General features: G+C 57.2%; 27 protein-coding genes and 1 tRNA gene. 11 read left to right on the plus strand and 17 right to left on the minus strand.

The annotated features are described in order from the left end of the window. Positions 1–2 precede the first annotated feature (2 nt). The 3 genes from ugpE to ugpB all read right to left on the minus strand — a co-directional run bounded on the left by ugpE (position 3) and on the right by ugpB (position 3,113). Complete coding sequence (gene ugpE, locus ACR0FB_RS16140) at positions 3–839, minus strand: sn-glycerol-3-phosphate ABC transporter permease UgpE (protein WP_209833663.1); 837 nt, start codon at positions 837–839, stop codon at positions 3–5. A gap of 20 nt (positions 840–859) precedes the next feature. Continuing rightward, positions 860–1,741: a sn-glycerol-3-phosphate ABC transporter permease UgpA gene (ugpA, locus tag ACR0FB_RS16145; RefSeq protein ID WP_152459032.1), complete on the minus strand. Its 882-nt coding sequence runs from the start codon at positions 1,739–1,741 to the stop codon at positions 860–862. Between the two features lie 61 nt (positions 1,742–1,802). Beyond that, on the minus strand, positions 1,803–3,113 hold the full coding sequence (gene ugpB, locus ACR0FB_RS16150; RefSeq protein ID WP_209832246.1) for a sn-glycerol-3-phosphate ABC transporter substrate-binding protein UgpB: 1,311 nt from the start codon (positions 3,111–3,113) through the stop codon (positions 1,803–1,805). Positions 3,114–3,285: 172 nt separating this feature from the next. On the opposite strand from ugpB, the gene ACR0FB_RS16155 reads away from it, so the two are divergent. After that, positions 3,286–4,188, plus strand: a complete 903-nt coding sequence (locus ACR0FB_RS16155; protein WP_210092756.1) for a LysR substrate-binding domain-containing protein — start codon at positions 3,286–3,288, stop codon at positions 4,186–4,188. Positions 4,189–4,411: 223 nt separating this feature from the next. On the opposite strand, the gene ACR0FB_RS16160 is transcribed toward ACR0FB_RS16155, so the two are convergent. The 3 genes from ACR0FB_RS16160 to dgcN all read right to left on the minus strand — a co-directional run bounded on the left by ACR0FB_RS16160 (position 4,412) and on the right by dgcN (position 7,325). Further along, the gene (locus ACR0FB_RS16160; RefSeq protein ID WP_152459035.1) at positions 4,412–5,272 is read right to left on the minus strand and encodes a D-amino-acid transaminase; all 861 of its coding nucleotides are present in this window, start codon (positions 5,270–5,272) and stop codon (positions 4,412–4,414) included. A 10-nt stretch (positions 5,273–5,282) separates the two neighbouring features. Next, entirely contained in the window at positions 5,283–6,248 is a 966-nt protein-coding gene (dgcA, locus tag ACR0FB_RS16165) for an N-acetyl-D-Glu racemase DgcA (protein ID WP_171722724.1), read from the minus strand. Between the two features lie 75 nt (positions 6,249–6,323). Continuing rightward, positions 6,324–7,325: an N-acetyltransferase DgcN gene (gene dgcN / locus ACR0FB_RS16170; protein ID WP_210092758.1), complete on the minus strand. Its 1,002-nt coding sequence runs from the start codon at positions 7,323–7,325 to the stop codon at positions 6,324–6,326. A 295-nt stretch (positions 7,326–7,620) separates the two neighbouring features. Between dgcN and ACR0FB_RS16175 the strand changes: the two genes are divergently transcribed. Continuing rightward, positions 7,621–8,583, plus strand: a complete 963-nt coding sequence (locus ACR0FB_RS16175; protein WP_171722722.1) for an L-malyl-CoA/beta-methylmalyl-CoA lyase — start codon at positions 7,621–7,623, stop codon at positions 8,581–8,583. A gap of 42 nt (positions 8,584–8,625) precedes the next feature. Here ACR0FB_RS16175 and ACR0FB_RS16180 read toward each other — a convergent pair whose 3' ends face one another. Both ACR0FB_RS16180 and ACR0FB_RS16185 read right to left on the minus strand, forming a co-directional pair. Beyond that, entirely contained in the window at positions 8,626–9,204 is a 579-nt protein-coding gene (locus ACR0FB_RS16180; protein WP_171722721.1) for a PA14 domain-containing protein, read from the minus strand. Positions 9,205–9,323: 119 nt separating this feature from the next. Then, positions 9,324–9,776 carry an Lrp/AsnC family transcriptional regulator gene (locus ACR0FB_RS16185; protein WP_171634561.1) on the minus strand — a complete coding sequence of 151 codons (453 nt, stop codon included), beginning with the start codon at positions 9,774–9,776 and terminating at the stop codon, positions 9,324–9,326. Positions 9,777–9,849: 73 nt separating this feature from the next. Between ACR0FB_RS16185 and ACR0FB_RS16190 the strand changes: the two genes are divergently transcribed. Beyond that, positions 9,850–10,446, plus strand: a complete 597-nt coding sequence (locus ACR0FB_RS16190) for a LysE family translocator (protein WP_171118858.1) — start codon at positions 9,850–9,852, stop codon at positions 10,444–10,446. Here ACR0FB_RS16190 and ACR0FB_RS16195 read toward each other — a convergent pair. Beyond that, a complete protein-coding gene (locus tag ACR0FB_RS16195; protein WP_171722719.1) occupies positions 10,422–10,574 on the minus strand; it encodes a hypothetical protein in 153 nt (50 codons plus the stop codon). The genes ACR0FB_RS16190 and ACR0FB_RS16195 overlap by 25 nt on opposite strands. Positions 10,575–10,684: 110 nt before the next feature. Between ACR0FB_RS16195 and ACR0FB_RS16200 the strand changes: the two genes are divergently transcribed. After that, a complete protein-coding gene (locus ACR0FB_RS16200; RefSeq protein ID WP_480621286.1) occupies positions 10,685–11,647 on the plus strand; it encodes an acetyl-CoA carboxylase carboxyltransferase subunit alpha in 963 nt (320 codons plus the stop codon). Positions 11,648–11,650: 3 nt separating this feature from the next. On the opposite strand, the gene ACR0FB_RS16205 is transcribed toward ACR0FB_RS16200, so the two are convergent. The 3 genes from ACR0FB_RS16205 to ACR0FB_RS16215 all read right to left on the minus strand — a co-directional run bounded on the left by ACR0FB_RS16205 (position 11,651) and on the right by ACR0FB_RS16215 (position 14,268). Continuing rightward, a complete protein-coding gene (locus ACR0FB_RS16205) occupies positions 11,651–12,781 on the minus strand; it encodes a lytic murein transglycosylase (protein ID WP_171634569.1) in 1,131 nt (376 codons plus the stop codon). A 113-nt stretch (positions 12,782–12,894) separates the two neighbouring features. Beyond that, positions 12,895–13,542, minus strand: a complete 648-nt coding sequence (locus ACR0FB_RS16210; RefSeq protein ID WP_170346010.1) for a GntR family transcriptional regulator — start codon at positions 13,540–13,542, stop codon at positions 12,895–12,897. Between the two features lie 30 nt (positions 13,543–13,572). Continuing rightward, a complete protein-coding gene (locus ACR0FB_RS16215) occupies positions 13,573–14,268 on the minus strand; it encodes a M48 family metallopeptidase (RefSeq protein ID WP_480621288.1) in 696 nt (231 codons plus the stop codon). A 100-nt stretch (positions 14,269–14,368) separates the two neighbouring features. Between ACR0FB_RS16215 and ACR0FB_RS16220 the strand changes: the two genes are divergently transcribed. Next, entirely contained in the window at positions 14,369–14,695 is a 327-nt protein-coding gene (locus ACR0FB_RS16220) for a TIGR02300 family protein (RefSeq protein WP_171634574.1), read from the plus strand. A gap of 143 nt (positions 14,696–14,838) precedes the next feature. Next, positions 14,839–14,914, plus strand: a tRNA-Ala gene (locus tag ACR0FB_RS16225). A gap of 494 nt (positions 14,915–15,408) precedes the next feature. Here ACR0FB_RS16225 and ACR0FB_RS16230 read toward each other — a convergent pair. The 3 genes from ACR0FB_RS16230 to ACR0FB_RS16240 all read right to left on the minus strand — a co-directional run bounded on the left by ACR0FB_RS16230 (position 15,409) and on the right by ACR0FB_RS16240 (position 18,495). Then, positions 15,409–15,795 (minus strand): hypothetical protein, encoded by a 387-nt coding sequence (locus ACR0FB_RS16230; RefSeq protein WP_480605684.1) that lies wholly within the window; start codon positions 15,793–15,795, stop codon positions 15,409–15,411. Position 15,796: 1 nt separating this feature from the next. Further along, positions 15,797–16,264 carry a hypothetical protein gene (locus ACR0FB_RS16235; protein WP_480605681.1) on the minus strand — a complete coding sequence of 156 codons (468 nt, stop codon included), beginning with the start codon at positions 16,262–16,264 and terminating at the stop codon, positions 15,797–15,799. A gap of 125 nt (positions 16,265–16,389) precedes the next feature. Next, positions 16,390–18,495, minus strand: a complete 2,106-nt coding sequence (locus ACR0FB_RS16240; RefSeq protein WP_480605679.1) for an alkyl/aryl-sulfatase — start codon at positions 18,493–18,495, stop codon at positions 16,390–16,392. A 220-nt stretch (positions 18,496–18,715) separates the two neighbouring features. Here ACR0FB_RS16240 and ACR0FB_RS16245 point away from each other — a divergent pair, with 220 nt between their 5' ends. Then, positions 18,716–19,423 carry a Crp/Fnr family transcriptional regulator gene (locus tag ACR0FB_RS16245; protein ID WP_480605676.1) on the plus strand — a complete coding sequence of 236 codons (708 nt, stop codon included), beginning with the start codon at positions 18,716–18,718 and terminating at the stop codon, positions 19,421–19,423. A gap of 759 nt (positions 19,424–20,182) precedes the next feature. On the opposite strand, the gene ACR0FB_RS16250 is transcribed toward ACR0FB_RS16245, so the two are convergent. Both ACR0FB_RS16250 and ACR0FB_RS16255 read right to left on the minus strand, forming a co-directional pair. Next, positions 20,183–20,416 (minus strand): FitA-like ribbon-helix-helix domain-containing protein, encoded by a 234-nt coding sequence (locus ACR0FB_RS16250; protein ID WP_480610170.1) that lies wholly within the window; start codon positions 20,414–20,416, stop codon positions 20,183–20,185. Positions 20,417–20,778: 362 nt separating this feature from the next. Beyond that, complete coding sequence (locus ACR0FB_RS16255) at positions 20,779–21,849, minus strand: AraC family transcriptional regulator (protein WP_170507295.1); 1,071 nt, start codon at positions 21,847–21,849, stop codon at positions 20,779–20,781. Positions 21,850–21,943: 94 nt separating this feature from the next. On the opposite strand from ACR0FB_RS16255, the gene ACR0FB_RS16260 reads away from it, so the two are divergent. The 4 genes from ACR0FB_RS16260 to ACR0FB_RS16275 all read left to right on the plus strand — a co-directional run bounded on the left by ACR0FB_RS16260 (position 21,944) and on the right by ACR0FB_RS16275 (position 26,516). Continuing rightward, positions 21,944–22,972 (plus strand): DUF1214 domain-containing protein, encoded by a 1,029-nt coding sequence (locus ACR0FB_RS16260; protein WP_480621291.1) that lies wholly within the window; start codon positions 21,944–21,946, stop codon positions 22,970–22,972. Positions 22,973–23,199: 227 nt separating this feature from the next. Further along, positions 23,200–24,273 (plus strand): alpha/beta hydrolase, encoded by a 1,074-nt coding sequence (locus ACR0FB_RS16265; RefSeq protein WP_171724796.1) that lies wholly within the window; start codon positions 23,200–23,202, stop codon positions 24,271–24,273. A 71-nt stretch (positions 24,274–24,344) separates the two neighbouring features. Further along, complete coding sequence (locus ACR0FB_RS16270; protein WP_480621293.1) at positions 24,345–25,607, plus strand: MFS transporter; 1,263 nt, start codon at positions 24,345–24,347, stop codon at positions 25,605–25,607. A gap of 15 nt (positions 25,608–25,622) precedes the next feature. Beyond that, entirely contained in the window at positions 25,623–26,516 is an 894-nt protein-coding gene (locus ACR0FB_RS16275; protein ID WP_480621295.1) for a calcium:cation antiporter, read from the plus strand. The last annotated feature ends 60 nt before the right edge of the window (positions 26,517–26,576 follow it).

The raw sequence follows: 26,576 nt of genomic DNA on the forward strand, positions 1-26,576 counted from the left end.
TCTTACTTCTCGCTATCGACAAGGCCACGGACAAAGAGCTTTTGCATCGACACCACCACGATGACCGGTGGGATCATCGCCAGAATGGACGTCGCCATGATCGTCGGCCAATGCGCAAAGTCGTCACCGGACGGGAACATCTGCTTGATACCCATCACGATGGTATTCATTTCGGGATCGGTCGTGATCAGCAGCGGCCAAAGATATTGGTTCCACCCATAGATGAACAGGATCACGAACAGTGCGGCGATGTTGGTCCGGCTCATGGGGACGACGATATCGATGAAAAACCGCATCGGTCGCGCGCCGTCGACCCGGGCTGCCTCGGCAAGCTCGTCGGGGATGGTCAGAAAGAACTGACGGAACAGGAAGGTTGCCGTGGCCGAGGCAATCAGGGGAAAGATCAGCCCGTAATAGCTGTTGAGCATGCCGAACCCGGCGACAACTTCGAACGTCGGAACGATGCGGACTTCGACCGGCAGCATAAGGGTCAGGAAGATCAGCCAGAAGAACGTCGTTCGTCCGGGAAAGCGGAAATAGACAATCGCGAAAGCGGACAGCAGTGAGATGATGATTTTGCCGACTGCAATTCCGATTGCCATCACCAGACTGTTGAACAGCATCGTGGCAACGGGCACATTTACCCCCGAGAACAGCGCCGCCTTGTAGTTCACCCAGAACTGATCGCCGGGCACGACAGGCATCGGTGGCGAGACGATCTCGGCCTGGGTCACGGTCGAAGCCACGAAGGCAAGCCATATCGGGAAAAATATGATCAGGACACCGAGGATCATGAGGGCATGGGACAACCAGATGCCCGCGCCGCTTTTTTCGACCATTCCGTGTTGTTGGGCCGCCATCAGTAATGCACCCTCTTTTCCACGTATTTGAACTGGATGACCGTCAACAGGCCCACGACGATCAGCAAGATGACCGATTGCGCCGAAGACGAGCCGAGGTCCTGCCCCACAAACCCGTCCGAGAATACCTTGTAGACAAGAATTGTTGTCGACTGTTGCGGCCCGCCGCCGGTGATCGTGTGGATCACGCCAAAGGTCTCGAAGAAGGCATAAACGACGTTCACCACCAGCAAGAAGAACGCCGTCGGCGACAGCAGCGGCAGCACGATCGTGAAGAATCGGCGCCAGAAATGCGCGCCGTCAATCGCCGCCGCCTCGATCACGGATCTTGGAACGGATTGCAGGGCAGCGAAAAAGAACAGGAAGTTATAGCTTATGCGCCCCCAGGCAGAGGCAACGACCACCAGCCCCATGGCCTCGGTGCCGTTCAGAACGTGGTTCCAGTCATATCCAAGCTGGCCAAGATACCATGACACGACGCCGACGCGCGTGTTGAACATGAACAGCCACAGAACGCCCGCAACCGCAGGGGCAACAGCGTAGGGCCAGATCAGCAACGTCCGATAGACCCCGGACCCTTTGATCAATCGATCCGCAATGACCGCAAGAAACAAGGCAGGGATCATCGAGCACAACGTGACCAGCGTGGAAAACACCGCCGTCGTCACGAAGGAGGCGCGATAAAACTTGTCACTCAGCAGGAATTCAAAGTTGCCGAGCCCCACGAACTGGGACGACAGCCCGAACGGGTCAGGTATGAACAGCGACTGCCAGATGGCCTGACCGGCGGGATAGAAAAAGAAAACAGCGGAAATGATGACCTGAGGGGCGATCAACGCCAATGGCAACAGCCAGCCGCGAAAGGTGACGCGTTTTTCCATCCTGAAAACCCACCGAAGAAAGAAAATGCGGGCCCCGAAAGGGCCCGCATGACGTTACGACTTATTGATTGGCGGATTCGAACCGGCGCAGCAACGCATCGCCGCGCTCCTTCGCGCTGTCCATCGCTTCCTGAGCGGTCTTCTCACCGGACCAGATCGCCTCAAGCTCTTCGTCGATGATGCCCCGGATCTGGTCGAACGATCCCAAGCGCAAGCCTTTCGAATTTGCGGTCGGCTCTTTCGTGGTCATCTGGATCACTGCGACGTCGGTGCCCGGGTTTTCGTCATAAAAACCGGCGGCACGCGTAACCTCACCCGCTTCTGTCGTGATTGGAAGGTAACCGGTGTTCTGGTGCCAGGCCGCTTGTACATCAGGTGATGACAGGAAGCTCAGGAACTCTCCGACGCCCTTGTACTCTTCCGGCTCATGACCCTCCATTACCCAAAGAGACGCGCCACCGATGATGGTGTTTTGCGGCTCACTGGTTACGGATTCCCAATAGGGCAGCGGACGCACGTCGAAATCGAACTCGGCCTCTGCCTTGATGCCGGCGTATCCGGCCGAACTTTCGGTGAACAATGCGCACTCGCCTGACCGGAAGTTCGCACCACCTTCGTTTCTGCGGCCGGTATAGATGAACTTGCCGTCCTTGGCCCAGTCACCCATCGCGGTCAGATGTGCAACCTGCACCGGACCGTTCAGCATCAGCTCGGTATCCAGACCGGCAAATCCGTTGTCCCGTGAGGCAAAGGGAACATCGTGATAGGCTGAAAGGTTTTCAAGGTGAATCCAGCTTTGCCATGCTGTCACCAGCGGGCAATCCTCGCCACCTGCCTTCAGCTGCTCGAGCACTTCGCCGACTTTTTCCCAAGTGGACAGATCCGTGTCCGGATCAACACCCGCCGCTTGCATGGCATCGCGGTTGACCCACAGGACCGGCGTCGAGGAGTTGAAGGGAAGCGACAGCATCTCTCCGTCAGTGGTTGTGTAGTAGCCTTTGACGGCGCCAATATACGCGTCGGGATCAAAAGACGCGCCGCTTTCGGCCATCACCTCATAGACCGGCTTGATCGCCCCTTTGGCTGACATCATTGTCGCCGTGCCGACTTCGAACACCATCAGGATATGTGGCTGTTCACCGGCCCGGAATGCAGCAATCCCGGCATTCAGGGTTTCCGAGTAGTTGCCCTTGTGGCTTTCGACCACGACGAACTCATCCTGACTGGCGTTGAATTCTTCAACTTGTCCTTTGACAAGTTCCCCAAGGCGACCGGTGAAGGCATGCCAGAACTGGACTTCGGTTTGCGCCATTGCCGCCAAGGGGGACAAGGCCGTGGTGATGGCAAGAGCGCCAAGCAGATTCTTTTTCATGATTCCTCCCATGCATCAGGGTTGATGCTTCGTTGAATACCGACCGCAACGCGTAAACGGCCCACATGACGATTTCACGACGTTAACGTTACAAAAATATAATTCAAGGCCTATCTACTTGGTGAAAAAATAACATAGTGTTATGAAATGGCGCAGCAGATCGGGATCAGCAATGAGTCAAATTCTGAGAGTTCGGCAGTTGGAGGCCCTGATGGCCGTGACCACCAACGGGTCTGTCACGGCCGCAGCGGCTGATCTGGGCGTGACCCAGCCAGCTGTCAGCAGATTGCTGTCCGATCTTGAAAAATCGCTTGGGTTTCAGCTTTTTGACCGCCGGGAAGGCCGATTGGTGCCAACGCAGGAGGTTCGCTATCTCTTGCCAAGTGTCGAGCGCGTTCTCGAATTGATGAGACAGATTTCGGATGTCAGCCAGGATATCACGCAACGCAAAGCAGGGCACATCCGTGTCGCGTGCCTGCCGGGATTTGCCACCAGCCATTTGCCCAAAGTCGTCGCCGGTTTCCTGAAGGATCGGCCCGGTGTCACCCTGACGATCGAACCTGACAGACCTGAACGCATTCTGGAATGGATGATCGGCGAGCAGTATGATTTCGGAATCACTGACAGCTTTCACGGTCATCCGGCCGTAGAAAGCAGGAACATCGACGTTCGCACGGTGTGCGTGTTCCCCACTGGGCACGAGTTGGAAGGCCTGTCCGAAATTACTCCGGCGGATCTTGCACACAGCAAAATCATCCACACCCGACGCGACAGCGACTTTTTCGGGCGGCTTTCAAAAGTGTTTCAACATGCCAATGTCGAATTGAACTCGCATATCGAGGTCAGGCAGTTCACGGCAGCATGTGAATTGGCGCTGGAAGGTGTTGGTGTCTCGGTCGTTAGCGAACTGGATGCTGTCCAATACACGTCGTGGGGATTGAGTTATCGGCCGTTCAAGCCGTCCTTGACGCATACCCTCTCGTTGGTGCGTCCAATTTTGAAGCAACCGTCATTGGTAACACTGGAATTCATCGAACAGTTTCAGGAAAGCCTGAGCCCTTTCAAGGTCGGGTAACCCCGCCTTCAACCATATTCCTGTGACACAGCAGGAACTGGTCCGACGATAATACCAGTGTTCCGGCTCAACCTTGTAAGTGACCTGCCTTTCGGCCGAAAGCCGTATGTGAACTGCTCATGCTTGGCGGGATTTACAGCGAAATTCACGGCCCCTTGGACCCGACTGATGTCGACACGGCGCCGCAGCAATTTACCGCAACGCCGTCCAACGTGGTATTTCTTCAGATCGCGGCCTTTCGGCTTTCATCCAGGTAAATTTCACGAAGGCGTTTGGCAATCGGACCGGGTGTACCATCACCCAGCGTGACTCCGTCAATTTCAACCACCGGCATCACGAAAGCACTGGCCGAGGTCGTGAAGGCCTCATCAGCCTCTTTGGCTTCGTCGATGGTAAACAGCCGCTCTTCAACTTCCATCTGTGCTTCGGCTGCCATGCGCAGCACGGCCTTGCGAGTGATCCCGTGCAGGATGTCGTTGGACAGCGGGCGAGTCACGATCTTGCCGTTCTTGACGAAATAGGCGTTGTTGCTGGTGCCCTCGGTTACAAAGCCGTCCTCGACCAGCCATGCATCGTCGCACCCCGCTTTCTTGGCCATCATCTTGCCCATCGAAGGGTAAAGCAGTTGCACGGTTTTGATGTCGCGGCGGCCCCAACGGATGTCCTCGATAGAGATGATCTTGGCACCTTTCCGTGCCGCCGGGCTGTCAGCCAGCCCGGGCTTGTTCTGGGTGAACAGAACGAGGCTTGGCTTGGTATCGGCCGAAGGGAAGACAAAATCCCGGTCGCCGTCACTGCCGCGCGAAACCTGAAGGTAAACCAGGCCCTCTTCGATGCCATTCAGATCAACCAGCTTGCGGTGGATTTCCAGCAGCTCTTCCTTGGTGCAGGGCTCGGCCATCTCCAGCTCGTCCAGAGACCGCTTCAGGCGCACCGCGTGACCCTCGAAATCGATCAGCTTGCCATCCAGCACACTGGTCACTTCGTAAACCGCGTCTGCAAACAGGAAGCCACGGTCAAAGATGGATACCTTGGCCTCGGTCTCGGGCAGGTATTCGCCATTTACATAAACGGTTCGGGTCATGTTTGTCTCCTCAGCCCCAGAGCGCCGCTTCGGGCGGGTGAACTCCGGCGTCGTCAAAAATCAGCGGGGTGTCGCGGTCTTCGGCCAACAGAAGCGGGCCGTCAAGGTCCGTCACCACCGCACCCTGCGCCAACAGTGTCGCGGGTGCCATGGCAAGCGAACTGCCAACCATGCAGCCGACCATGATGTCATACCCTTCCGCGATTGCGGCTTTGCGCAGTTCAAGCGCCTCGGTCAGGCCACCGGTCTTGTCGAGTTTGATGTTGATGACATCGTATTTCCCCTTAAGCCCGGGCAGGCTGGCGCGATCATGGCAGGACTCGTCGGCGCAGACGGGCACCGGGCGGTCCATTCCGATCAAAGCGTCGTCGTCACCGGCCGGCAATGGCTGCTCGACCAGTGCCACGCCCAAACGCACAAGATGCGGGGCGAGGTCGGCGTAAACCTCGGCCGACCAGCCTTCGTTCGCATCCACGATGATCCTGGCGTTCGGAGCACCTGCGCGCACGGCCTCGAGCCGGGGCATGTCATCTGGCGTGCCCAGCTTGATCTTCAGAAGCGGGCGGTGCGCGTTCTCGGCCGCCTGAGACTGCATTGCCTCCGGAGTATCCAACGACAGAGTATAGGCCGTGATCTCGGGTCCGGGCACCGGCAGGCCCGCCAAATCCCAGGCGCGTTTTCCTGCGCGCTTGCTTTCCAGATCCCACAAAGCACAATCCACGGCGTTCCGGGCGGCACCGGCAGGCAGCAGGTCCATCAGCGACCGACGGCTAAACTCAGCAGGCAGACCGGCGATCTCGGCCTCGACCGACTCGAGCGTTTCGTCATAACGCGCATAAGGGACGCATTCGCCCCAGCCCTGATGCGTTCCGTCCGACACCTGCACCGTCAGCACCTTTGCTTCGGTCCGTGACCCGCGCGAGATGGTAAACACCTGCGCCAACTGAAACACATCGCGAGAGACCTCTATCTGCACGCACCCGCTCCTTCATCTTTTCCGGAATACTCACGCCGGAGGCGAAACACCCCCGCCACCGGCGCATTGTTCAGATCACATTGCGGCCAGCGCGTCCACCAGCTTACCGGCACCGAAGCGGAACGGGTCGGTTGCGGGCAGACCCAGCTCTTCCTCGACCTTGGCCAGATAAGCCTTGGCGTCGTCTTCGCTCAGGTTCTGCGTGTTGACCGACACACCCGCAACCTGACAGGCCGGATTTGCAATCCGCGCCAGCGGCAGGGCCGTGTCACGCAATTGCGCCAGTGTCGGCAGGGAATACTCGGGCAGACCACGCATATGGGTCCGGGTCGGTTCGTGGCACAGGATCAGTGCGTCGGGCTGCCCGCCATGGATCAGCGCCATGGTCACACCCGAATAAGAGACATGGAACAGCGACCCCTGCCCTTCAATGTGGTCCCAGTGATCCTCGTCATTGTCCGGTGTCAGATATTCGACCGAGCCAGCCATGAAGTCTGCAATGACCGCGTCCAGCGGAACACCCTGCCCGGTGATCAGGATGCCTGTCTGGCCTGTGGCACGGAATGTGGATTTCATGCCGCGCTTGCGCATCTCGGCATCCATCGACATCGCCGTGTACATCTTGCCGGCCGAGCAATCGGTTCCGACTGCGAGGCAACGCTTGCCAGTGCGCTTTCGGCCATTTGCGATCGGGTATCCGACAGTCGGCACACGCACGTCATGCAAGGTGCAACCATGCGTTTGTGCCGCGGCAACAAGATCACCTTCATCGCGCAGCAGGTTGTGCAAGCCCGAAGCCAGATCAAAGCCCATTTCCAGCGCTTCAATCAAAACTTCTTTCCAGGCGTTGCTGATCACACCGCCACGGTTGGCGACACCGATAACCAGCGTTTTAGCGCCGGCCGCTTTGGCCTCGGTCAGGGTCATATCCTTCAGACCCAGATCAGCCTTGCAGCCGTCCATACGATATTGGCCGACGGCGTTTTCCGGGCGCCAATCCTTGATGCCCACAGCCACTTTGGCCGCCAATTGGTCGGGCGCATCGCCCAAAAACAGCAGGTACGGTGTCTCGATCATTGCGGTCACTCCTTTGATTCCGGCCTAAGCTAGAGAAGCGTTTAAACGAGCGTTTCGCGTTTTGGTCCGCCAAACACGGCAGGTACGCGACATTCTTGCGCCACGGACACAAAAGACGCAAAATTCTTCGAAGTTTTTAAAATGATTAAACTTTAATCACCACTTCCCAGCTGCTGACACGCAGCATTCTGCACCCGCATTGCCGCAGATGCACAATCTCCCTTGCGCCAGGTTGCGCAATTTAATACCTCTTTGGGCGAGAAAATCGCAATTTCATTACCCACACGAGGTCCAGATGAGCTTTCGCATCCAACCCGCCGCGCCTGCACGACCCAATCGCTGCCAACTGTTTGGTCCGGGATCGAATACCAAACTGTTCCCGAAAATGGCAGCTTCTGCTGCGGATGTGATCAACCTTGACCTTGAGGATTCGGTTGCTCCTTCGGACAAGGACATAGCCCGCGCCAATGTCATCGAAGCCCTGAACACTGTTGATTGGGGCAACAAATACATGTCCGTTCGCATCAACGGATTGGATACCCCCTATTGGTATCGTGACGTTGTCGACGTGTTGGAGCAGGCAGGCGACCGTCTGGACCAGATCATGATTCCCAAAGTCGGCTGCGCATCGGATGTCTATGCCGTGGATGCCCTTGTCACCGCCATTGAACGCGCCAGGGGCCGGACCAAACCGATCAGCTTCGAGGTCATTATCGAATCCGCAGCCGGTATCGCGCATGTGGAAGAGATCGCAGCCTCCTCTCCCCGCTTGCAGGCCATGAGCCTTGGAGCCGCAGATTTTGCGGCCTCGATGGGAATGCAGACCACGGGCATCGGCGGCACACAGGAAAACTATTACATGCTGCGCGAGGGTGAAAAACACTGGTCCGATCCGTGGCACTGGGCCCAAGCCGCCATCGTTGCCGCCTGCCGCACCCATGGGGTGCTGCCAGTGGATGGGCCATTCGGGGATTTCAGCGATGATGAGGGATACATCGCTCAGGCGAAACGCTCGGCCACGCTGGGCATGGTCGGCAAATGGGCGATCCACCCCAAGCAGATTGCACTGGCCAATCAGGTCTTTACCCCGTCGGATGAGGCCGTTTCCGAGGCGCGCGAAATCCTGGCCGCAATGGAACAGGCCAAAGCCAACGGTGAGGGTGCAACCGTCTATAAAGGCCGCCTTGTCGACATCGCCTCAATCAAGCAGGCCGAAGTCATCGTGGCGCAGGCCGAACTGATTGCGGCGGGCTGCTAAGCCATAAAAAGGGCGCTCCATCGAGCGCCCCTTTCAAATTCTTCAACGGCCAAAAACGTCATTGGGCGTCCATGTGAAGCGTTCCCCCTTCTTTCCTGACTTCATCATCAGGCAAGAGGTTCCCAGTTTCTGGAAATAGACGATCTTCAATGGATACCAGCCCGCCTTGGGCACTTCCACTTCGGTGCGTTGATTGGCTTCACAGCCCTGAATGCCATTTACCCGGCCAATCTGCTGACCGCCAACCCAAGCCTCTATCCCATCATTCGACCAGGTTTCCAGCTCGTAAACGCCAGGTGAGTCAAAGCGCATATAGCCTGTGACCTCGGCGGCAACGTTGTAGGCTTGGTCGAAGGTCAAGACATCCTCACCCTTGCTGGTGTCCCTGTAATCCAACCCGCGCAACGGCTTTCCGGGCTTCGCCTTAGACAGCATGCTTTTTGCCTGACTCAGATCCCGGATCTTCTTGTGTTGATTGCCTGTACCAGAATATTTGACATTCAACCCCGCCTTCGGAGATGGCTGTGGATTGGCAGGTTGCAGTTTCAACGGGGCAGACAAAGCAGCCCCGGCAATGACCGAGATGGCAACTGCGGTCGCCACTGTTCGAACGAGTTTCATCGTAATCTCCCTGTTTGCGTACCGTTTTGGCTGGGCGTTTCCCCTGGCAACGTCATTACGATGACACTAGGCCCTGAAAATTTGCGCTGCAAGAGAGTGTGGCTTCACATTTCCAGTGGTTAAGCACGCAGATCCTTGGGTGACCCCATGACCACATAGGATGTGATCGACGTGACATGAGGCAGCGTTCCCAGCACCTCGGTATGGAAGGTCTTGTAGGACGGCAGATCGGCGCATTCGACACGCAGCAGGTATTCGATTGTACCGGTTATGTTGTGGCATTCGACCACTTCGGGGGCTTGTTGCAGGGCCCGCTCGAACCCCTCTTGCGCCGCTTTCGTGTGTTCACCAAGACCGACCCCGATATAGGCGACAAAGCCGACACCCATCGCGGCCGGTTTCAGAACCGCACGATAGCCTGTGATTACGCCGGCCTTCTCAAGCTCTTGAACGCGACGCAGGCAGGCGGACGGAGACAGCCCGACCCGTTCGGCCAACTCCAGATTGCTGATGCGCCCATCACGGGTCAGTTCGTGCAATATCTGGCGATTTATCCGATCATTCTTCATCATAAGTTGCAGAAATAGCGGAAATGCGCACGAAAAAGCAATTTCATTTGCTGCCGGTCAGACGATACTTCGCAGCATGACTTACGACATCCTTCTGGCGCTCATCGCTTTTGCCTTCGTGACATCCATTACGCCCGGGCCGAACAATCTGATGCTGATGGCATCGGGTGCGAATTTCGGCTTTCGGCGTTCGATCCCGCATATGCTGGGCATTGGCCTTGGCTTCACGCTCATGGTGCTGCTGGTCGGTGCAGGGCTGGTTCAGGTCTTTGACCGGTACCCGGTCAGCTATTCAGTGCTGAAGGTCGTATCGGTGATCTATCTGCTTTATCTGGCATGGAAGATCGCGCATGCCGCGCCAGCCGCAGGCGATTTGGCAGCGGGGACACCCATGACGTTTTTGCAAGCCGCCGCCTTTCAGTGGGTGAACCCCAAAGCCTGGGCCATGGCCCTGACCGCCACAACCGCTTACACGCCCAGTCAGACCCTGCATGCGATTGCGCTTGTGGCGTTGGTTTTCGGGGCGGTCAACCTGCCATCGGTGAGCACATGGACCTTTCTCGGGCAGCAGATGTCGCGGGTGCTGACGAACCCGCGCAGGCTGGTTGCGTTCAACTGGACAATGGCGGTGCTGCTTGTGGCCTCGCTCTATCCCGTTCTCTGGCCCAGTTGACCCAGACAGGTTTCGGCCAGCACATCCTCGGGCGCGGTGTCGGGTGGGTACAGGGTCAGACGCCGCGTTAGTTTGTCGTGGGTGCAGGCCAGAGCGCGCAGCGCGGGGTCTTTCTTGGCGGTGGCCATCAGTATCCGGTTTTCCAGTCGCCCATCTGAAATCGAACATCTTCCTTGCCGAGTTGCATCCGGAGCACCGTCAGGCCATATAGCAGGGAACTTTCGCGTTGAGAGGCGTCATGACCCAGTATCTGGATTTCGAAAAACCGCTGGCTGAAATTGAAGGCAAGGCTGAAGAACTGCGTGCGTTGGCCCGCACCAACGAAGAGATGGACGTAACCGAAGAAGCCGCCGCGTTGGACGCCAAAGCCGCCAAGCTTCTGGATGAGCTTTATGCCGACCTGACCCCATGGCGGAAATGCCAGGTCGCCCGACACCCGGAACGCCCGCATTGCAACGATTACGTCAATGCCCTGTTCACCGAATTCACCCCTCTGGCCGGAGATCGCAATTTTGCCGATGATCTGGCGGTGATCGGCGGGCTTGCACGTTTCAACGATCAACCCGTCATGGTGATCGGCCATGAAAAAGGCAGCGACACCAAATCGCGGATCGAACGAAATTTCGGCATGGCCCGTCCCGAAGGCTATCGCAAGGCCGTGCGCCTGATGGAGATGGCCGGGCGGTTCGGCCTGCCAGTGATCACCCTGATCGACACCGCGGGCGCCTATCCCGGCAAAGGCGCCGAGGAACGCGGTCAGTCCGAAGCGATTGCCCGCTCGACCCAGATGTGTCTGAAGATCGGCGTGCCCCTGGTGTCGGTCATCATCGGCGAAGGCGGCTCGGGCGGGGCCGTGGCCTTTGCCTCCGCCAACCGCGTGGCAATGCTGGAACACTCGGTCTATTCGGTGATCTCGCCGGAAGGTTGCGCATCGATTCTTTGGAAAGATGCAGAAAAGATGCGTGAAGCGGCCGAGGCGCTGCGTCTGACCGCTCAGGATCTTCACAAGCTTGGCGTTTGCGACCGGATCATCCCTGAACCCAAGGGCGGCGCGCATCGCGATCGTCCGGCCGCTGTCGAGGCTGTACGCGCGGCTCTCACCGATATGCTGGAGGAACTGGACGGCAAAGACGCGGCGACCCTGATACAGGACCGCCGTCAAAAATTCCTCGATATCGGCTCGAAAGGGTTGGCGGCGTAACCGTCAGCCGCCCAACCTGCGCAACAACGCAACCGAGGGTTCTCCGGTGACCGCCAGGCCATTGGCGCTTTGATACGCGCTGATAGCAGACGTCGTGTTTTTGCCGATCACCCCATCCGCGCCTTTCGTATCATACCCTTGGGATGTCAGCCGCCGTTGCAATTCCTTGCGGTCGTCCAATGTCAGACCGTTTGCATCTGGCCCGAACGAGGCCTGAAACGGCGCGCCACCGGCGATTCTGTCCGCCAGATGACCGACCCCGATCGCGTAACTGTCCGAATTGTTATAGCGCTTGATGACCTGAAAATTGCGGAAGACGGCAATGCGCGGCCCGGGTTTCTGCGGTTGCAGCACGGCGACCGGCGTGCCGGAAACGGTTCCGACCTCGCCCCCCCAAGGCTGCCCCCGCACCCAGCCTGCGCGCGACAGGTAAGCAGCGGTCGAAGCCAGCGAATCCGTCGGATCGTCCGACCAGATATCGCGCCGCCCGTCGCCGGTGAAATCCACGGCATAGGCCAGGTAAGAGGTTGGAATGAACTGCGTGTGCCCCATCGCACCGGCCCAGCTGCCGGTCATCCTGTCTGGCGTGGTGTCACCATTCTGAAGGATCTTGAGCGCCGCGATCAACTGGCTTTCAAAGAACTGACCACGCCGCCCGTCATAGGCCAGCGTCGACAGGGCTGACACAACGGGCACATCGCCGCGACGCGCGCCATAGCGGCTTTCCAGCCCCCACACTGCAACGACGATTTCCTTGTCCACCCCGTACTGCGCCTCGATCTGCGACAGCGTCCCGTTGTATTGCCGCAGCATCTTCTGGCCGGTGCTGATCCGCTCGTCCGAGGCGGCAATGGCCAGGTAGTCTTCGAGCGAGCGTTTGAACTCTACCTGATTGCGGTCGCGCTCGATCACATCGGGCAGATACCCTGCCCCCTGAAAGGCGCGGTCAATCGTGGATTGTGAAATACCTTGCGATGCCGCCCTGCCCTTGAACCCGGCAACCCAGGCATCCCAACCCGCATTGGGAACAGCCCGCATACGCGATGCAGGCGCGCTGGATGGCGCACCGCCACCCGTGCAGGCGGCCAACAATGTTGATCCAAGGCAAATGGAAAAAGTCCGTCGAGTGATCATGGCTGTGGTCTGCTCTTGTTTGTGATTTGCCTCAAGAGTAACCCAGTCGGACTGAACAGGCCAGAACGGTGAAACCTTGAGCAGTAGGCGCGGGAATGTCGGCGGGATGCCGCTCAGCTCACCAGCAAGCGCAATCCCTGCGTCACGTCCGAACGGACCGCCAGGCGCAAGCCCGGTTCGTCCCCGGCCTTGAGGGCCGCAATGATCAGCTTGTGATAATGCGGTGGCTCAGTGCGCCTGAGACGCCCGTAAAGCGCCCTCATCGTCGGCCCGAGTTGCAGCCAGACCGTTTCGGCAATGGCCAACATCGCGGGCGCCTGAGCGCGCAGGTAAAGGGTGCGGTGAAATTCCAGATTTGAACGGATGTACCCAACCGCGTCCCGCTTGGTCACCATCTCGGCAACGGTCATGTTGATGGTCTGCAAGCGGTCGATCAGCGCAATATGCGCCCGGGGCAAAGCCCGGCTGGCCAGCTCGACTTCCAGCAACGCGCGCAACGCCGCCAATTCTTCTATCCGGTCGTTGGTCAACTCAGGTGTCGAGACCCGGCCGGAATTGGACAGGAACAAAGCCCCCTCGGCGGCCAGACGGCGCACGGCCTCTCGCGCCGGGGTCATCGAGACGCCGAATTCCTTGCCGATGCCACGCAAGGTCAGCGCCTGTCCCGGCGCCATCTCACCATGCATGATTCGAGACCTCAGGGCTCGGTACACCCGGTCATGAGTGGCAGTTTGGGTGTCAGACGGGCGTGTGCTCAACATCCGCTTATGTGATCACAAAACAGTGCAAGGTCAACTCGGCTTTGCGTCAAACCTGTAACGATGCAGCTCTGCCCCATTGTCACGCAACCAGCGGCGGGGTTGCTGGCAGGGGCCGAAAATGCTTTCCACCTGCTCCCAGAACGCGGGCGAGTGGTTCATCTCGACAAGATGCGCCACTTCATGCGCGGCCACATAGTGCAGCACCTCGGACGGCGCGAGAATGAGCCGCCACGAGAACATCAATCCACCCTGTGAACTGCATGATCCCCAACGTGACCGCGTGTCGCGCAGGCCGAGCGTGCTGTACGACCGCCCCAGCATTGCCGCGTAATCATCACACGCGCCAATCAATCGGTCCCGCGCCAATTCCTTCAGAAACCGGGCCAATCTGCGTGCCTCGGCCCCTTCGGGCACTGCGACCTCATCCGCCATCAACTGAACACGCCGACCCTTGGCGGGCACGATTCGCCGGACAACGCCTTCAATCGGTATCTTCTGTCCGAACTGCACCACGGCCGTTTCAGGCCTGTCCTGCAAATGCTGGCGAATCCACTCTTCCTTGGTACGTGCGAAACTCAGCGCCTCGGATTCAGGCACACCGACCGGATAGGTCAGCGTAACCCTCCCATCCAGTTGAGAAATTCGCAAACTGATGCGCCGCGCCCGGGCGGATTTGCGCAGCCTCAGCGGCACCGGTGGTGTCCCTGGCAGTGCATGCTTTCCCATATCGCGACCTCTCTTGCGCAAAGACTTTGACAGTGCTCTCTGCCTGTGGCAGGTGAGCTGAATCATTTAGACGACTCACCTGATATCAAGGGGATTTGACATGCCCAAGGAAGAATGGGGCGTAAAGCGCGTTTGCCCGACCACCGGTAAGCGATTCTACGACCTGAACAAGGACCCGATCATCAGCCCCTACACTGGCGAGATCGTGGAGCTTGAAACATCCAAAAGCCGCATGATCGCGGCCGATGCAGAAGATGCCGCCTCGGTCAAAGCGCGTGAAAACGCGTCGGAAGAGGATCTGGTTCTGGATGACGACGACTCTGTCGACGTCGAACTGGATGACGATCTGCTGGATGACGATGATGACACCAGTGATGACGTGTCGCTGGATGATATCACCGACATGTCTTCAGAAGACGAAAACTGATCAAGTCAAAGGCGACCACAGGGTCGCCTTTTTCGTTCCACGGACAGCTTAGTGCGGAAATTCGCGTTCGATTCCATTTTTGGACTTGCACTCGTCGTCACTGTCTCCTAAACGTCCGTCCACCGCATCAGCGGTACCTAGATGGGGCCTTAGCTCAGTTGGGAGAGCGCTTGCATGGCATGCAAGAGGTCAGGGGTTCGACTCCCCTAGGCTCCACCATTTCCCAGTTCTGATCCGCCACGCATAGTTCTTCCTTTTTGGCAGCAGGATTTTCCTTTGGGGCCGAAGCGGAACTCAGAGCCCGAAGCCGCAATCGATCAAGCCGCGCGCATATGCAAGCGCGGCACGCCGCCAACCGCGCAAACCGGACATTCCCACGCGCTTCTCAGATGGCAGGGCAGCGGACCTTGCTGCCGTTCGCCGCAGTTGCAGCCTGATTATCTTGGCGTGACAGCTATGCGCAGGAAGCGGATATTGCAAAGTCGGCGAGAAAGGTTCAAGATCGACAATCGTCGGTCGGCCTGGTTACCGAAAAACGGCTCGACAAAGCAGACATTGGCGGTTCGCACAGCGGCTTTAAAGAACTGCGTCACCGACACTTACCACCGTCGCCTCAAGGCGGAAGAGGGGTGTTGCGCCTTTCCAGTTTTCTCATTTGGAAAGATTGGCGGCGCCAATACCAGCAGATTGCGCGCCCGTTTCTCGCAGACGATTCAGCTTTCGAATACCCGCGACCAGACTCCTTGGCCCAGAAGTTCAGCGAGCCGACCCCGCAAGCGTATGATGTCTTGCATCGCTTGGCTTCGGTTACGGTCAATCTTGGAAAAAATGACAGCAGTAGATCTGGCCGACGTCTGTCTGGTTTTTGATTGGAGGATCGCCTTGTCCGCAGCGGCATCCACGGCCAGCTGGTAGCTTTCAACAGCTGCGACCAGCTCGTCCACAATCTGCATTGCCGCGACGCGTGTGGTGCTGTCCTCTGGCTCGATGGCATCATTCAACTTGGACCTGAGGGATTCCGGGTTCAGAAATGACGCTGGGCCGTCGGATGGCCCTCCAAACAAGAAATTGACTGCTGTGATTGTTATGAGTACGGGCATTTCAGATCTCCAGACGTGTTCCACCACTCAGGACGTCCGATTTCTTGTACAGGATCTCGGCGACCTCGGGCCAATACTCATCTGGAACTGAACCTTGCAGTTGTTGCTGCAATCCAAGCAGCTGGGAACGTCGCGACAGCCGATCAGCGTCATAACTGGACGAAGCTTCGGTCAGTTGCCTGCTGCTTGTGCTCTGATCAATCGAAAGACGATTGAACTCATCGACGAAGGTCAGATGTGCCTCAATCATTGATGACGACAATGCCTCGATCTGACGCGCGATGTTCACCAGTTCCGAATTGTCACTTGCCGGGATGGTCGCAAGTCTGGCCCTGAGATCGGAGTTGAGCTCATTGATTTCGGACGAAGCCGTCAAGGACGCGCAACCCGCGACACAGACAAGCGAGGCCGCGGACAGAAGTGCAATATACTGGCGTCTCGAAAAAGCGTATTCGTAACGTTTGATCATGATCGGACCCCCGTCAGTTCTGTTCAACCCAGTCGACCCTGCCGGATGAACATGGCCTTGTTATCTATGCCTTGCACGGGCGATTTTGCCGCCCATGCCTTGTTCCCACCTGATCCTTCAGACACTCACTCGATAACGGGTAGCCCCGTTACGGCTTCGAATGCGTCAGAATGAGCTTCGACATGATGTGGATCACGTGTGCCTGGAAGAACTTCGAAGAAGGGATCGAAATCGACCATCGCCTGCGCCAGAACACCCAAAATGGTCGGATCGCCGTCGAGCGTTGCGGTACCATCAGCGATCTGGGCATCCAGCGATTTTTCCCCGGCCATGACCGGCTCCAAATCTGATCGATTGATCGTGAGTGTCACATCCGGAGCATCAGAGATGAACCCTTCGACATTGGTCAGCGTGCTGTTGCGCAGTTCGACAAGGAACTTCTCGCCATTGTCCGGAGTGACGAGGTTCATGGTGAATTCATGCCCTTCAACTTTGCGACCGTCCATCTTAATGGCGAGGAAGTTTAGGAACAACTCGGTCGACATGGCGCGGATCACGTCTGGGCTGGAGGTATCCGGAATGTCCCCGCCGGGAATGCCCGAGCGCAATTCGAACGCGCCGGACAGGAACGAATTGCGCAGCCCCGGGTTTTCCTGCTGGTAGCCAAGCTGTTCGTAGACATCCGCCAGCAGGTTCCGCGCCGCCATGTTGCGCGGTTCGGCCTGAACCAGCTTGTTCAGGATTTCGGTCGCCAGCATGTAGTCGCCCTTGTCATGTAAGTCGGCCCCACGCGCGATGATCGCGTCCGAACCGCCCATCATCTCGACATAGAGCGGGGCACTGTCCTCCGGCGACGGCGGGATCAGCGTGGCCGGGTTGCAATCCCAGAACCCAATATAGCGCTGCACCACGCCCCGGCTGTTGTGGGCTGCTGACCCATGATAGCCGCGGCAATGCCATTTATCCTGTAGTCCTTTCGGAAACTCATAAACGTTGTGGATTTGATTGATCGTCACGCCCTTGTTTACGAAATGCAGGACTTGATTGTTCATGTTGGCGTAAACATCACGTTGGTCGCGCAGAATGGTCTGAATGCGATCATTTCCCCAGCGCGGCCAATGGTGCGAATAGAACATCACCTCGGCCTCTTCCCCATAAAGGTGCAGCGCCCGTGAAATGTATTTCGACCAACGTAACGGGTCCCGCACCGGCGCACCGCGCAACGTGTAGATGTTGTGAACCGTCGCGGTGACGTTCTCTGCCATCCAGAGCGCTTTCATGTCCGGCAAATAGGTGTTCATGTTAGATGGCGCTTCGGTGCCCGGGGTGTTCTGAAAGATCATCCGCACCCCGTCGACCTCGAACTCCTCGATATCGTCTTCGACGATGCGTGTCGGTGCGATCAGGCCAACCTGACCGGCGGAGACGCCTTGACCAAGCCCTTGGCCAGCGTATCCGTGTGGGCTCGCAGGCAGCAGCAGGCCATATTGGTAAAACAGTCGCCGGTTCATAGCGTTACCGGCATACACGTTCTCTGAAATCGTGTGTTCCATGAAGTCGCGCGGAGCGATGATCTCGACCTTGCCAGACCGAACATCGGCTTCGTCGACGACACCACGAACACCGCCCCAGTGGTCGCCGTGGCTGTGCGAGTAGATCACCGTCGTCACAGGCAGCCCTTCACCCACATGTTCTTGGAACAACTCCCATGCCGCCCGCGCCACTTCTGCCGAAACCAGAGGGTCGATCACGATCCAGCCGGTCTTGCCGCGCACGAATGAGATGTCCGAAAGGTCGAAACCGCGCACCTGGTAGATGCCGGGGATGACCTCGTAGAGCCCATAGTTCTGGTTCAGGCGCGAGATTCTCTGCATCGAAGGATGGATGCTGTCAAAATTTTCGTCCGAGTTCAGAAAGTCGAACCGCTCTTTGTCCCAGGCGACATGACCAGCATCCGCCATGATCTGCTTCTCGGGCATTTCTGCGATCAATCCGCGCTTTTGTTCGTCAAAATCCTGCGTGTCAGAAAACGGCAGGTCGGATCGCGCTTTGTCCAGAATTGCCTTGGTGTGTGAAGATGGCGCTTTGCCTTTGGGGTGGAAATGGCCATCCAACGGCGGCGCGACCTCCTGCGCATGAGCGACGGCATCATCCAAGAGAACGTTTGCAGAAACAGCAAATGCTGTTCCGACAGTGGGTATGGCTTTCAAAACATCTCTGCGGGTGGTCATCATCTTTCTCCGTTCTTGTTGACGTGACGAGCGGTTGTTTCCACCTCGGCGCATTTGGGTCTGACAGGCCGATCTGAGGCGATGCTTGCATCGAACAACTCTCCGCAAACAATGATAGGGGGCGTTGATTCACTAGACTTGATCACCAGAGCAACTTACGATGTTTATTGCTTCATCATGAGCACGGGAATGAAGCGAAGAATGTGCTTGAAGGGCCGGCATGGGGAATTCTGGACAACTGACGGCAGAGCAGAGTGACATTCTTCGAGGGTCCGGATGGCTTTCCACTAGACGCCCGGCGTTTCAGGACGATTTCCTGAAACTAGGCGCAGTAAAGACGCTGGAAATCGGACAGATTCTCTATCCTCGTGGCCGGGTTCCAACCCATGTTCATGGTCTGATCCGAGGGCAGATTGACGTTCAACTTCTTGCTCCGAACAATGAAGAACTGGCATACCCATCCGGTCGGCAAAGCAAGTGGTACAGTTTCTCGGATGTGATCACCAACGAGCCCGCAGTGGGGTTGGCCATCGCGCGCCAACCGTCAGTACTGCTGCGCATTTCCAGACGGGAACTGATGCACTTTTTGGACTCAAACCCACGGCGTTACGTCGACATCATCGCTCACGACAACGCGCTAAGGCGTCAAATGCAAGAGGTTGTTGCAGAAATTGTCACGGGTGAAGGTGTCGACCTGGTTGCGAGGCGATTGTCATGGATGGCAGCAAACGACCGGCTGGATGCGGGTAATTCGGTTGCGATCTCACAAATGGACTTTGCATTGGCTGTCGGTGTTTCGGTTCCAACTGTCCAGCGCGCTTTTCGCGACATGAAACGCCGGGGAATTCTGGAAACCTACTACGGCAAGATCGTGGTCAAGGACACCGTAGAATTGAAACGTTTCGCCGACAAGCTCGGGGCCGGGTAGCAAGATCTAGGTCTGATGACGGAATGCGCTGTTCGTTGGGCAAACTGAGATGCTGCACTTGCAAAGAAAGGATGGCGCGTTGGGTCTGCTCTGGGCTCAGAGCAGACATTCTCTGCGGCGGGCATCGATAGGAGGTAAGAGCCCATTCTTGCCGTTTAGCGAGATTCGGTCTTTCGCATGTGCGGCAGGTCGAAAACCGCACAATCCGGACGTTCAAATTCCAGTGTCGGATGGCAGGTGGGCGCAACATTGCCGCCGACGCTGAGGTCAAGTGCTGCAAAGGCAGCGAACGGCGGCTTGGTGGCCGGCTTGAGCCTTGGTCAGGTCTGATTAGTTGCCGCATTCGATATGCTGAGTATTGCCGATTGAACTGATCTAAGGTGCTGTCGTACATCGGCTCTTTTCTAAGTGAGCGGTCACCGAACGATACGTTTTCCCCAGATTGATTAATAGCGTTCGACGCGGGTTACAGTCTTTCCAAGGCTGGGCTGCGCACACAACCCCGCGCTGATTTCTCGGGCTGTAACGAACCGGGAACATCGCTGAAGGGGTGTTATGTGAAACGATCCCTGGTTGAGTAGCTGCAGTGCACGGCACCTTCTATGACCCACATCGAAACTGAAGTCCTAACGCCGAAAAGAAGCTGAAATAGAGGACTTAGGTTGTGGGGATTTCTATTCGCTTTACCACTGGGCGGATGGAAACCAGGCTGTGATCTGCGACCATTTACTGAAACAAAGATGATCGCACCTTAAAAAGTCAGCTGAAGTCTGTCGGTTCTGGGGCTTCGTCGCTCCGCTTGATTTCAGGAAGAAACGCGTTAAGGCTCTGTACGTATTCCACAATTACATCACCAACTTTTTCTGACGGTCGTGACACTTCGTCGAGAAGTTGTCGCGCGGCTTCCTCGATGCTTACACCTCGTTCCGCTGCGATAATTCGCAGACGTCCATAAACTTCGACCGATAAGTTTTTGACAGTCAAATTCGCCATTGGAACCTCCACTTCGGAACCTACTATCATATCCTAGACTCAATTGCGTTGCCGTCATTTTAGTCATTTGCACTAAAAAAACGATCCCTGCCAGATAGTTTGGCCCGCCCATCGGACCGTCGGAGCACCTTGCGGCTAAGGTCCAAAGCGAGCCCTAAGTAGACCTTAGGGACCAGCACAGCATTCGCCGTGAACGGGCGAAAACGGACCTTCGCTGCAGGACGGACTAATGTCCGCTTGCGGCTACCTAAAGTGACCTGCAATTGCATGTCTGTGTGCTTTCACTACACATTCCAAAGATCAAAGAGGAACCGCAGCAACTGCAGACACAGACTTCGATGAATTAATCGCTATGCCGCAGCTTAGCTGAATGCGCGAGAACGGTACTGTGTCGGCGATTGTCCAAACCAGGTGCGGAACGCGCGCCGGAAGCTGTTGACCTCGGAGAAACCAAGATAAAAGGCGATTTGAGACAGGTTCAGGTCGTTTTCACTCAAGAGCATCTTTGCCCGACTAACTTGTTCGGACAGCGCGATCTCCTTGAACGTCACATCTTCGATCCGAAGCTGACGCTGCAATGTCCGAACCCCGACCCCAAGCGCCGCCGCGACATCGTCGACCGCGGCGCTGCCGTTGTTGAGTTGCATGCGAAGCGCTTGGCGTACCGTTTCGGCATGTGTGCGGGGCGGGCGGTTCAACCGCAACCTCTCTATGCCTGCAGCCGTCATTTGCACGCGTCCGCCTTCGTCAAGGCGGGTCGGCGTCTGAAGTTGCGACATCGGAATTGCGATCCCCGGAAAATCTGCATTGGCCCGGACTTCTGTGCCGAGCAATCGTGCAAATGCAACTTTCTGAAGCCTGTGCTCAGCCGGAAGTTCGACCCAATCTGGCACCCAGCTTGTCCCAAGGTAGGGACGCACAAGAGCGATTAGGATCGAAGGAATTTCCTGCTCAAGCAATTGAGCCCCGATGCTCTTTTCAAATTGCACCCCGAAACTGAATACCAGACAATTTCCGTCGGTTCGTGTGCGAATTTGGGTCCCTCGTTGGAGAAAGGGCAGCGCCCGGGCGGCCCGTTGAAGGGCGATGTCCAACCGAGAAGCCCCAAGCGCATAGCTCGAAAACGGATCAGGCCGGTTGAGAGAAGAGTAGGCAAAGTCTTTCGCCATGATCGCCCCGAGATGGCGCTCTCCAATTTTGCCGGAAATCGTTTCCAGAAGCTGTGCATGATACCGTATCGGCAGCGGAACCGGAGGGCCTTCAAGCACCGTGCGGGTTAACCCAACATCTTTGAGCGCACGTTCAACGAGCCTTGGGGACGCCATCTGGTCCAGGGCGTCGAGTGTCGGGAGTAAACCCCTTGAGTTCTGCATCGGGTCGCGCACGCGCTCACTATGTCGTCGATTGATCACTTTGAGAAGTGTTTGGCCCATCCCAACGCCATTCTTGGCCGCCTACCTGAGGAATGAGCCAAACAAAGCGACCGAAATTGGAACGGTCGCGCTCTTACCATCAAAGGAGATTGAAATGAAAACGGTATCCTCTTTCCTTGCCATCGTTGCCGCCGCAGGCCTTGCCGTGCCTGCTTTTGCGGAGGCCCCGGTGACGGTGAATGTGACCAATTTTGTGCGAGCTGAGACCGACATGTATCATCAGCGCATTGTCGATCTGGGTGGCTTTGGTGGGTTGATGCATATCCGCGAACCGGTACCACTGGATGCGCAGGATGTGATCCGGATGAACCGCGATACACTTTATTCCGGCGTCGTGATCGATCTGACCGAGCCCGCCTCGATTGTGCTGCCAGACTCCGAAGGACGCTTTATGTCCATGCTAATTCTCAACCAGGATCACTATGTGGTAGGCGTTGTTCATGACGCGGGCACCTATCATTTCACTGAAGAGGAGGTCGGCACGCGTTATATGTCGGTCCTGTTCAGGACGTTCGCAGACGAGAATGACCCATCAGACATTGCCCTGGCCAACACGCTTCAGGACGCCATTGAAGTACATCAGTCTGACGCCGGAAGCTTTGAGGTACCAAACTGGGACGCCGCCTCCCGTGATTTGACACGCGAACTGCTGCTTCCGTTGGCGCAAGGGCTCAGTGGTAACACGTTTGAGGTGTTTGGGACGGCCGACGCCGTAAATCCAATCTCGCATTTGGTCGGCGCGGCGGCCGGATGGGGCGGCAACCCACCTGCGGCGGCGGTTTATGACGGCCAATATCCGGTGTTGGGCGATGGCACAATTCCCCACATCCTGACTGTCGGCGACGTCCCTGTAGACGGTTTCTGGTCGGTCACAGTCTATGATGCGAGCGGTTACATGGTGCCCAACGACGCAGGGGCCTATTCGGTCAACAACGTGACTTCCGTTCCCAACGAGGACGGCACCGTGACCATACATTTCGGGGATTGTGAGGATGGTCGGGTGAACTGTTTGCCGATCATGGACGGGTGGAACTACGTCGTGCGCCTGTATCAGCCGGGTCCAGAGATCCTTGAAGATGGCTGGGCCTTCCCGATTGCCCTGCCCATTGATCAGACATCCTGATCAACGCTTCGCGTCATTGCCTCGGTCGGCGGTTGTCCGACCGGGGCTTTATTTTGCCACCTGCCTCCCTTGGTTTGCACATCACAGGTCTGCTTCAAGACAAAAGCCCCAAGCAGACGCCCTTTTGTCGTCAAATGATCACTTTCGGCGGTCGCAAGGTGCAAGGCGCGAAATTACCTCAGGTTCATCAAAGACAAACACGGACACCTAAAACGTAGGAGATTGAAATGAAACGTCGTTCCGTTCTGAAAACTGCCCTGACCACTGCTCTTGTTGCAGCGCTTTCGGTACCGGCCTTTGCCGCTGAACCCCCTGTGAAAACCGCGACTGATGGCTTGCCGTTGGCAGAGCGCACGGTGCCTGTCCCAGTGGGCGTATCCCCAGAATTGGCCGAGTTGATTGGCTCGCGCGAGATCGTAGGAATGCCGGCGGTTCCGGAGACACTGGAAGAGTGGCTGTCTTTCCAAGCCCAATTTGATGCAGCGTCTGCGCAAGGGGCCGAGGCGATGTTGGCCAAAACCGGAGCCAATTTCAGTGTTGGTCAGATCGCGGGTGTTACGACATATCTCGTCACGCCTGAGGAAATCGACCCGCGTTGGGCCGACACCGTTTTTGTTCATGTTCATGGCGGCGCTTTCGTGTTCAACGGCGGCAAAGCGGCAATCATGGAGGCCGCTTGGTTGGCAAATGGGCTGGGTGTAGAGGTGATCTCTGTAGATTACCGTCGCCCGCCCCTACACCCGTTTCCGGCAGCAACCGATGACGTGATTGCGGTTTGGGGCGAGATCACTCAGAACTATGATCCAGCCAAAATCGCCATGTTTGGGACATCGGCGGGCGGCAACCTGACGCTTTCTACAACTCTGCAACTGCGGGACGCAGGTCTGCCGGTGCCGGGTGCGATCATGGCTGGCACGCCCGCGACCGATCTTGCCAATGTGTCTGACAGCTGGACAACCCTCGAAGGTCTTGATCCGCTTGGCCAGCATGAGGGCGTAATCGCGGGCACTTTTGAGCTGTATGCGGGCGGCAAAAACGCCGACGATCCGTATCTCTCTCCGGTCTATGGCGACCTTGAGGGGATGCCGCCTGCAATCTTCCTTAGTGGCACGCGGGATCTGTTGCTCAGCGATACAGTGCGGATGCACCGCGCCATGCGGGATGCGGATGTGATTGCCGACCTGCACGTCTATGACGGTCAGGCGCACGGCGACTACATCGCAGGTTTCATGGTCGATGCCCCGGAATCGCAGGATGCTTTGCGCGAGCTGAACGCCTTCTTTGACCTTCATCTGAAGTAAGCCCACGGCCCAAGGCAATCGACACAGTTGCCTTGGGCGTCCAACCCCGAATTTTTCTCAAAGGTGCGCATATGCCCAGTTTCAGCGCTCAAATTCACACTCTCAAATATCTCTTCATTGCTGTTGCCGCGATCCAACTGGTGACCGCGGCGTCCGGCACAATTGTCGCCCTGTATTTCGCGGAAACCGGTGCTTCGCAGGAAATCGCCGCGCTTGCACCGGCGGCCTACTCGCTGGGGTTCCTGATTGGCTGCTTTTACATCGCTGGTTGGATCACCAGTATTGGCCACATCCGCGCCTTTTCGGCGGCCGCCGCTATTTGTACGGCTGCGGCTTTGCTCTTTTCGGTCACAGATCACGAACCCACCCTTTTGTTTGTGCGGCTTATGACAGGCATCGCCACAGCCGGGCTGTTTGCCATCGGCGACGCTTGGATCAGCGAAACTGTGGATGGGACGTCGCGCGGGCGCCTGCTTGCGGTGTTTGCCATCATTCTGGGCCTGATGTCGGTGTTGAGCCAGGTTATCGTGATCGTGACTCCAGACGATTTGAACCAGTCTTTTGTGTTGGTGTCTTTGCTGTACTGTCTCGCTATCGTCGTGATTGCAGCCGCGCCAAGCACGCCACCGGAAGGCAAAGAGCGGGCCAATGTGCGTGTAAAAGCCCTTTTCATAGATGCCCCCACAGCTGCCTTTGGCGCGCTCGCTGTTGGCATAGTCTCCACGGTTTTCATGAATGTTGTGCCATATCGGGCGGCGACCATGGGCGTCGACGCCGCGGACGTAGCGATCGCAATGGGCGCGGTCTACGTCGGGCGTATCCTGTTTCTCTACCCGCTGGGGCTTGCCTCTGACCGGATGGACCGCCGGAAGGTCATTCTGGTCGCCTCCGCAGTGGCAACTTTCGCGCTCTTGATCTTCGCATTCTTTTCCACCGGGGATGGTGTTCGCCATGCGAGCTTGGTGGGAACACCCCTCTACCGTCTCCTATTTGTCGGTCTGGTTCTGCTCGGTGGATCGATGCTCACGCTTTATGCGCTTTTGCTGGCGCATGCGATGGACCGGACCGTGCCCGTTTATGTAGCATCGAGTGCTGTAACCATGCTTTTTGTGTTCACCATTGGCGGCATTATCGGCCCACTCCTGACAAGCGTTGTCTCGGCTGTGTTTGGCGACCTGGCCATGAACTGGATGCTCGCCATCGTGATGGCCGCTTTCACAGCCTTGGTTGTTGTGCGGATCAAAACGGTCGCACCTGCAGCAAAAGCTGAACAAACCAACTTTAAGGCGGCAGAGACCACCAGTCTCAAATCTGCACCAACCCAGAAACGCTAAGGCAGGAGACCCAAAATGACTTTTTCTACTTCAAACATCCTGCGCGCGGAGAAAGCGACGGTACTGATCTGGTTGGTGTTTGTCGCATTGACCTTCGCCGGTGATCTGATCAAGCCCGCCGCCATGGGCTCTGGCATGTCCTGGCTGCTGCTGGGCGGTATCTTTGGCGTGATGTTGGCTGCGGTGTTTCGTGTGGTGCATCACGCGGAATGTCTGGCCGTCATCTTCGGTGAGCCTTATGGCACACTGATCCTGACGCTCTCGGTGATCGGCATCGAGGTGGCGCTTATCACAGCGGTTATGTTGACCGGGGACAACAACCCGACACTGGCGCGGGACACTATGTTCTCGGTGCTGATGATCGTGATGAACGGGCTGGTTGGATTGAGCCTCCTGATTGGCGGCCTGCGCCATGGGCTGCAAGTGTTCAACCTCTCGGGAGCCAATGCCTATCTCGTGGTCCTGCTTCCCGTCGCCATCGTAAGCCTTGTGCTGCCAAGCTTCACCACATCTGCACCCGGCGGTGGCCTCTCTGCCCTGCAAACAGTGTTTATGATTGGGATGTCGGTTGTGCTCTATGGCATTTTCCTCGTCTATCAGACCGCCGGCAAACCAGAAATCTTCCGCCAGCCCGCAGATGAACTGCCAACCACAGCAGGATCGGACGCGCACCATCTCGAAACCAAAAGTGTTGGCTTTCACGTGGTCTGGCTGGTTCTGGCAATGCTGCCACTGGTTCTGATGTCCAAAAAGCTCGCGCTGTTTGTCGACTTCAAACTTCTGGAATTTGGCGCGCCCGTTGCGCTTGGCGGTTTCCTCGTGGCTGCTATGATCCTGACCCCCGAAGCGCTGGCTGCTCTGGACGCAGCGCGCGCCAATGAGCAGCCTCATCTGACTGGTCCAAGTTGATTGTTAGTGCACCGTCGGCCTGTAATCCATTGGGATGATGGTTTCAGGTGCTGGCGGGCG

This window comes from Ruegeria sp. P10 (assembly GCF_056534925.1).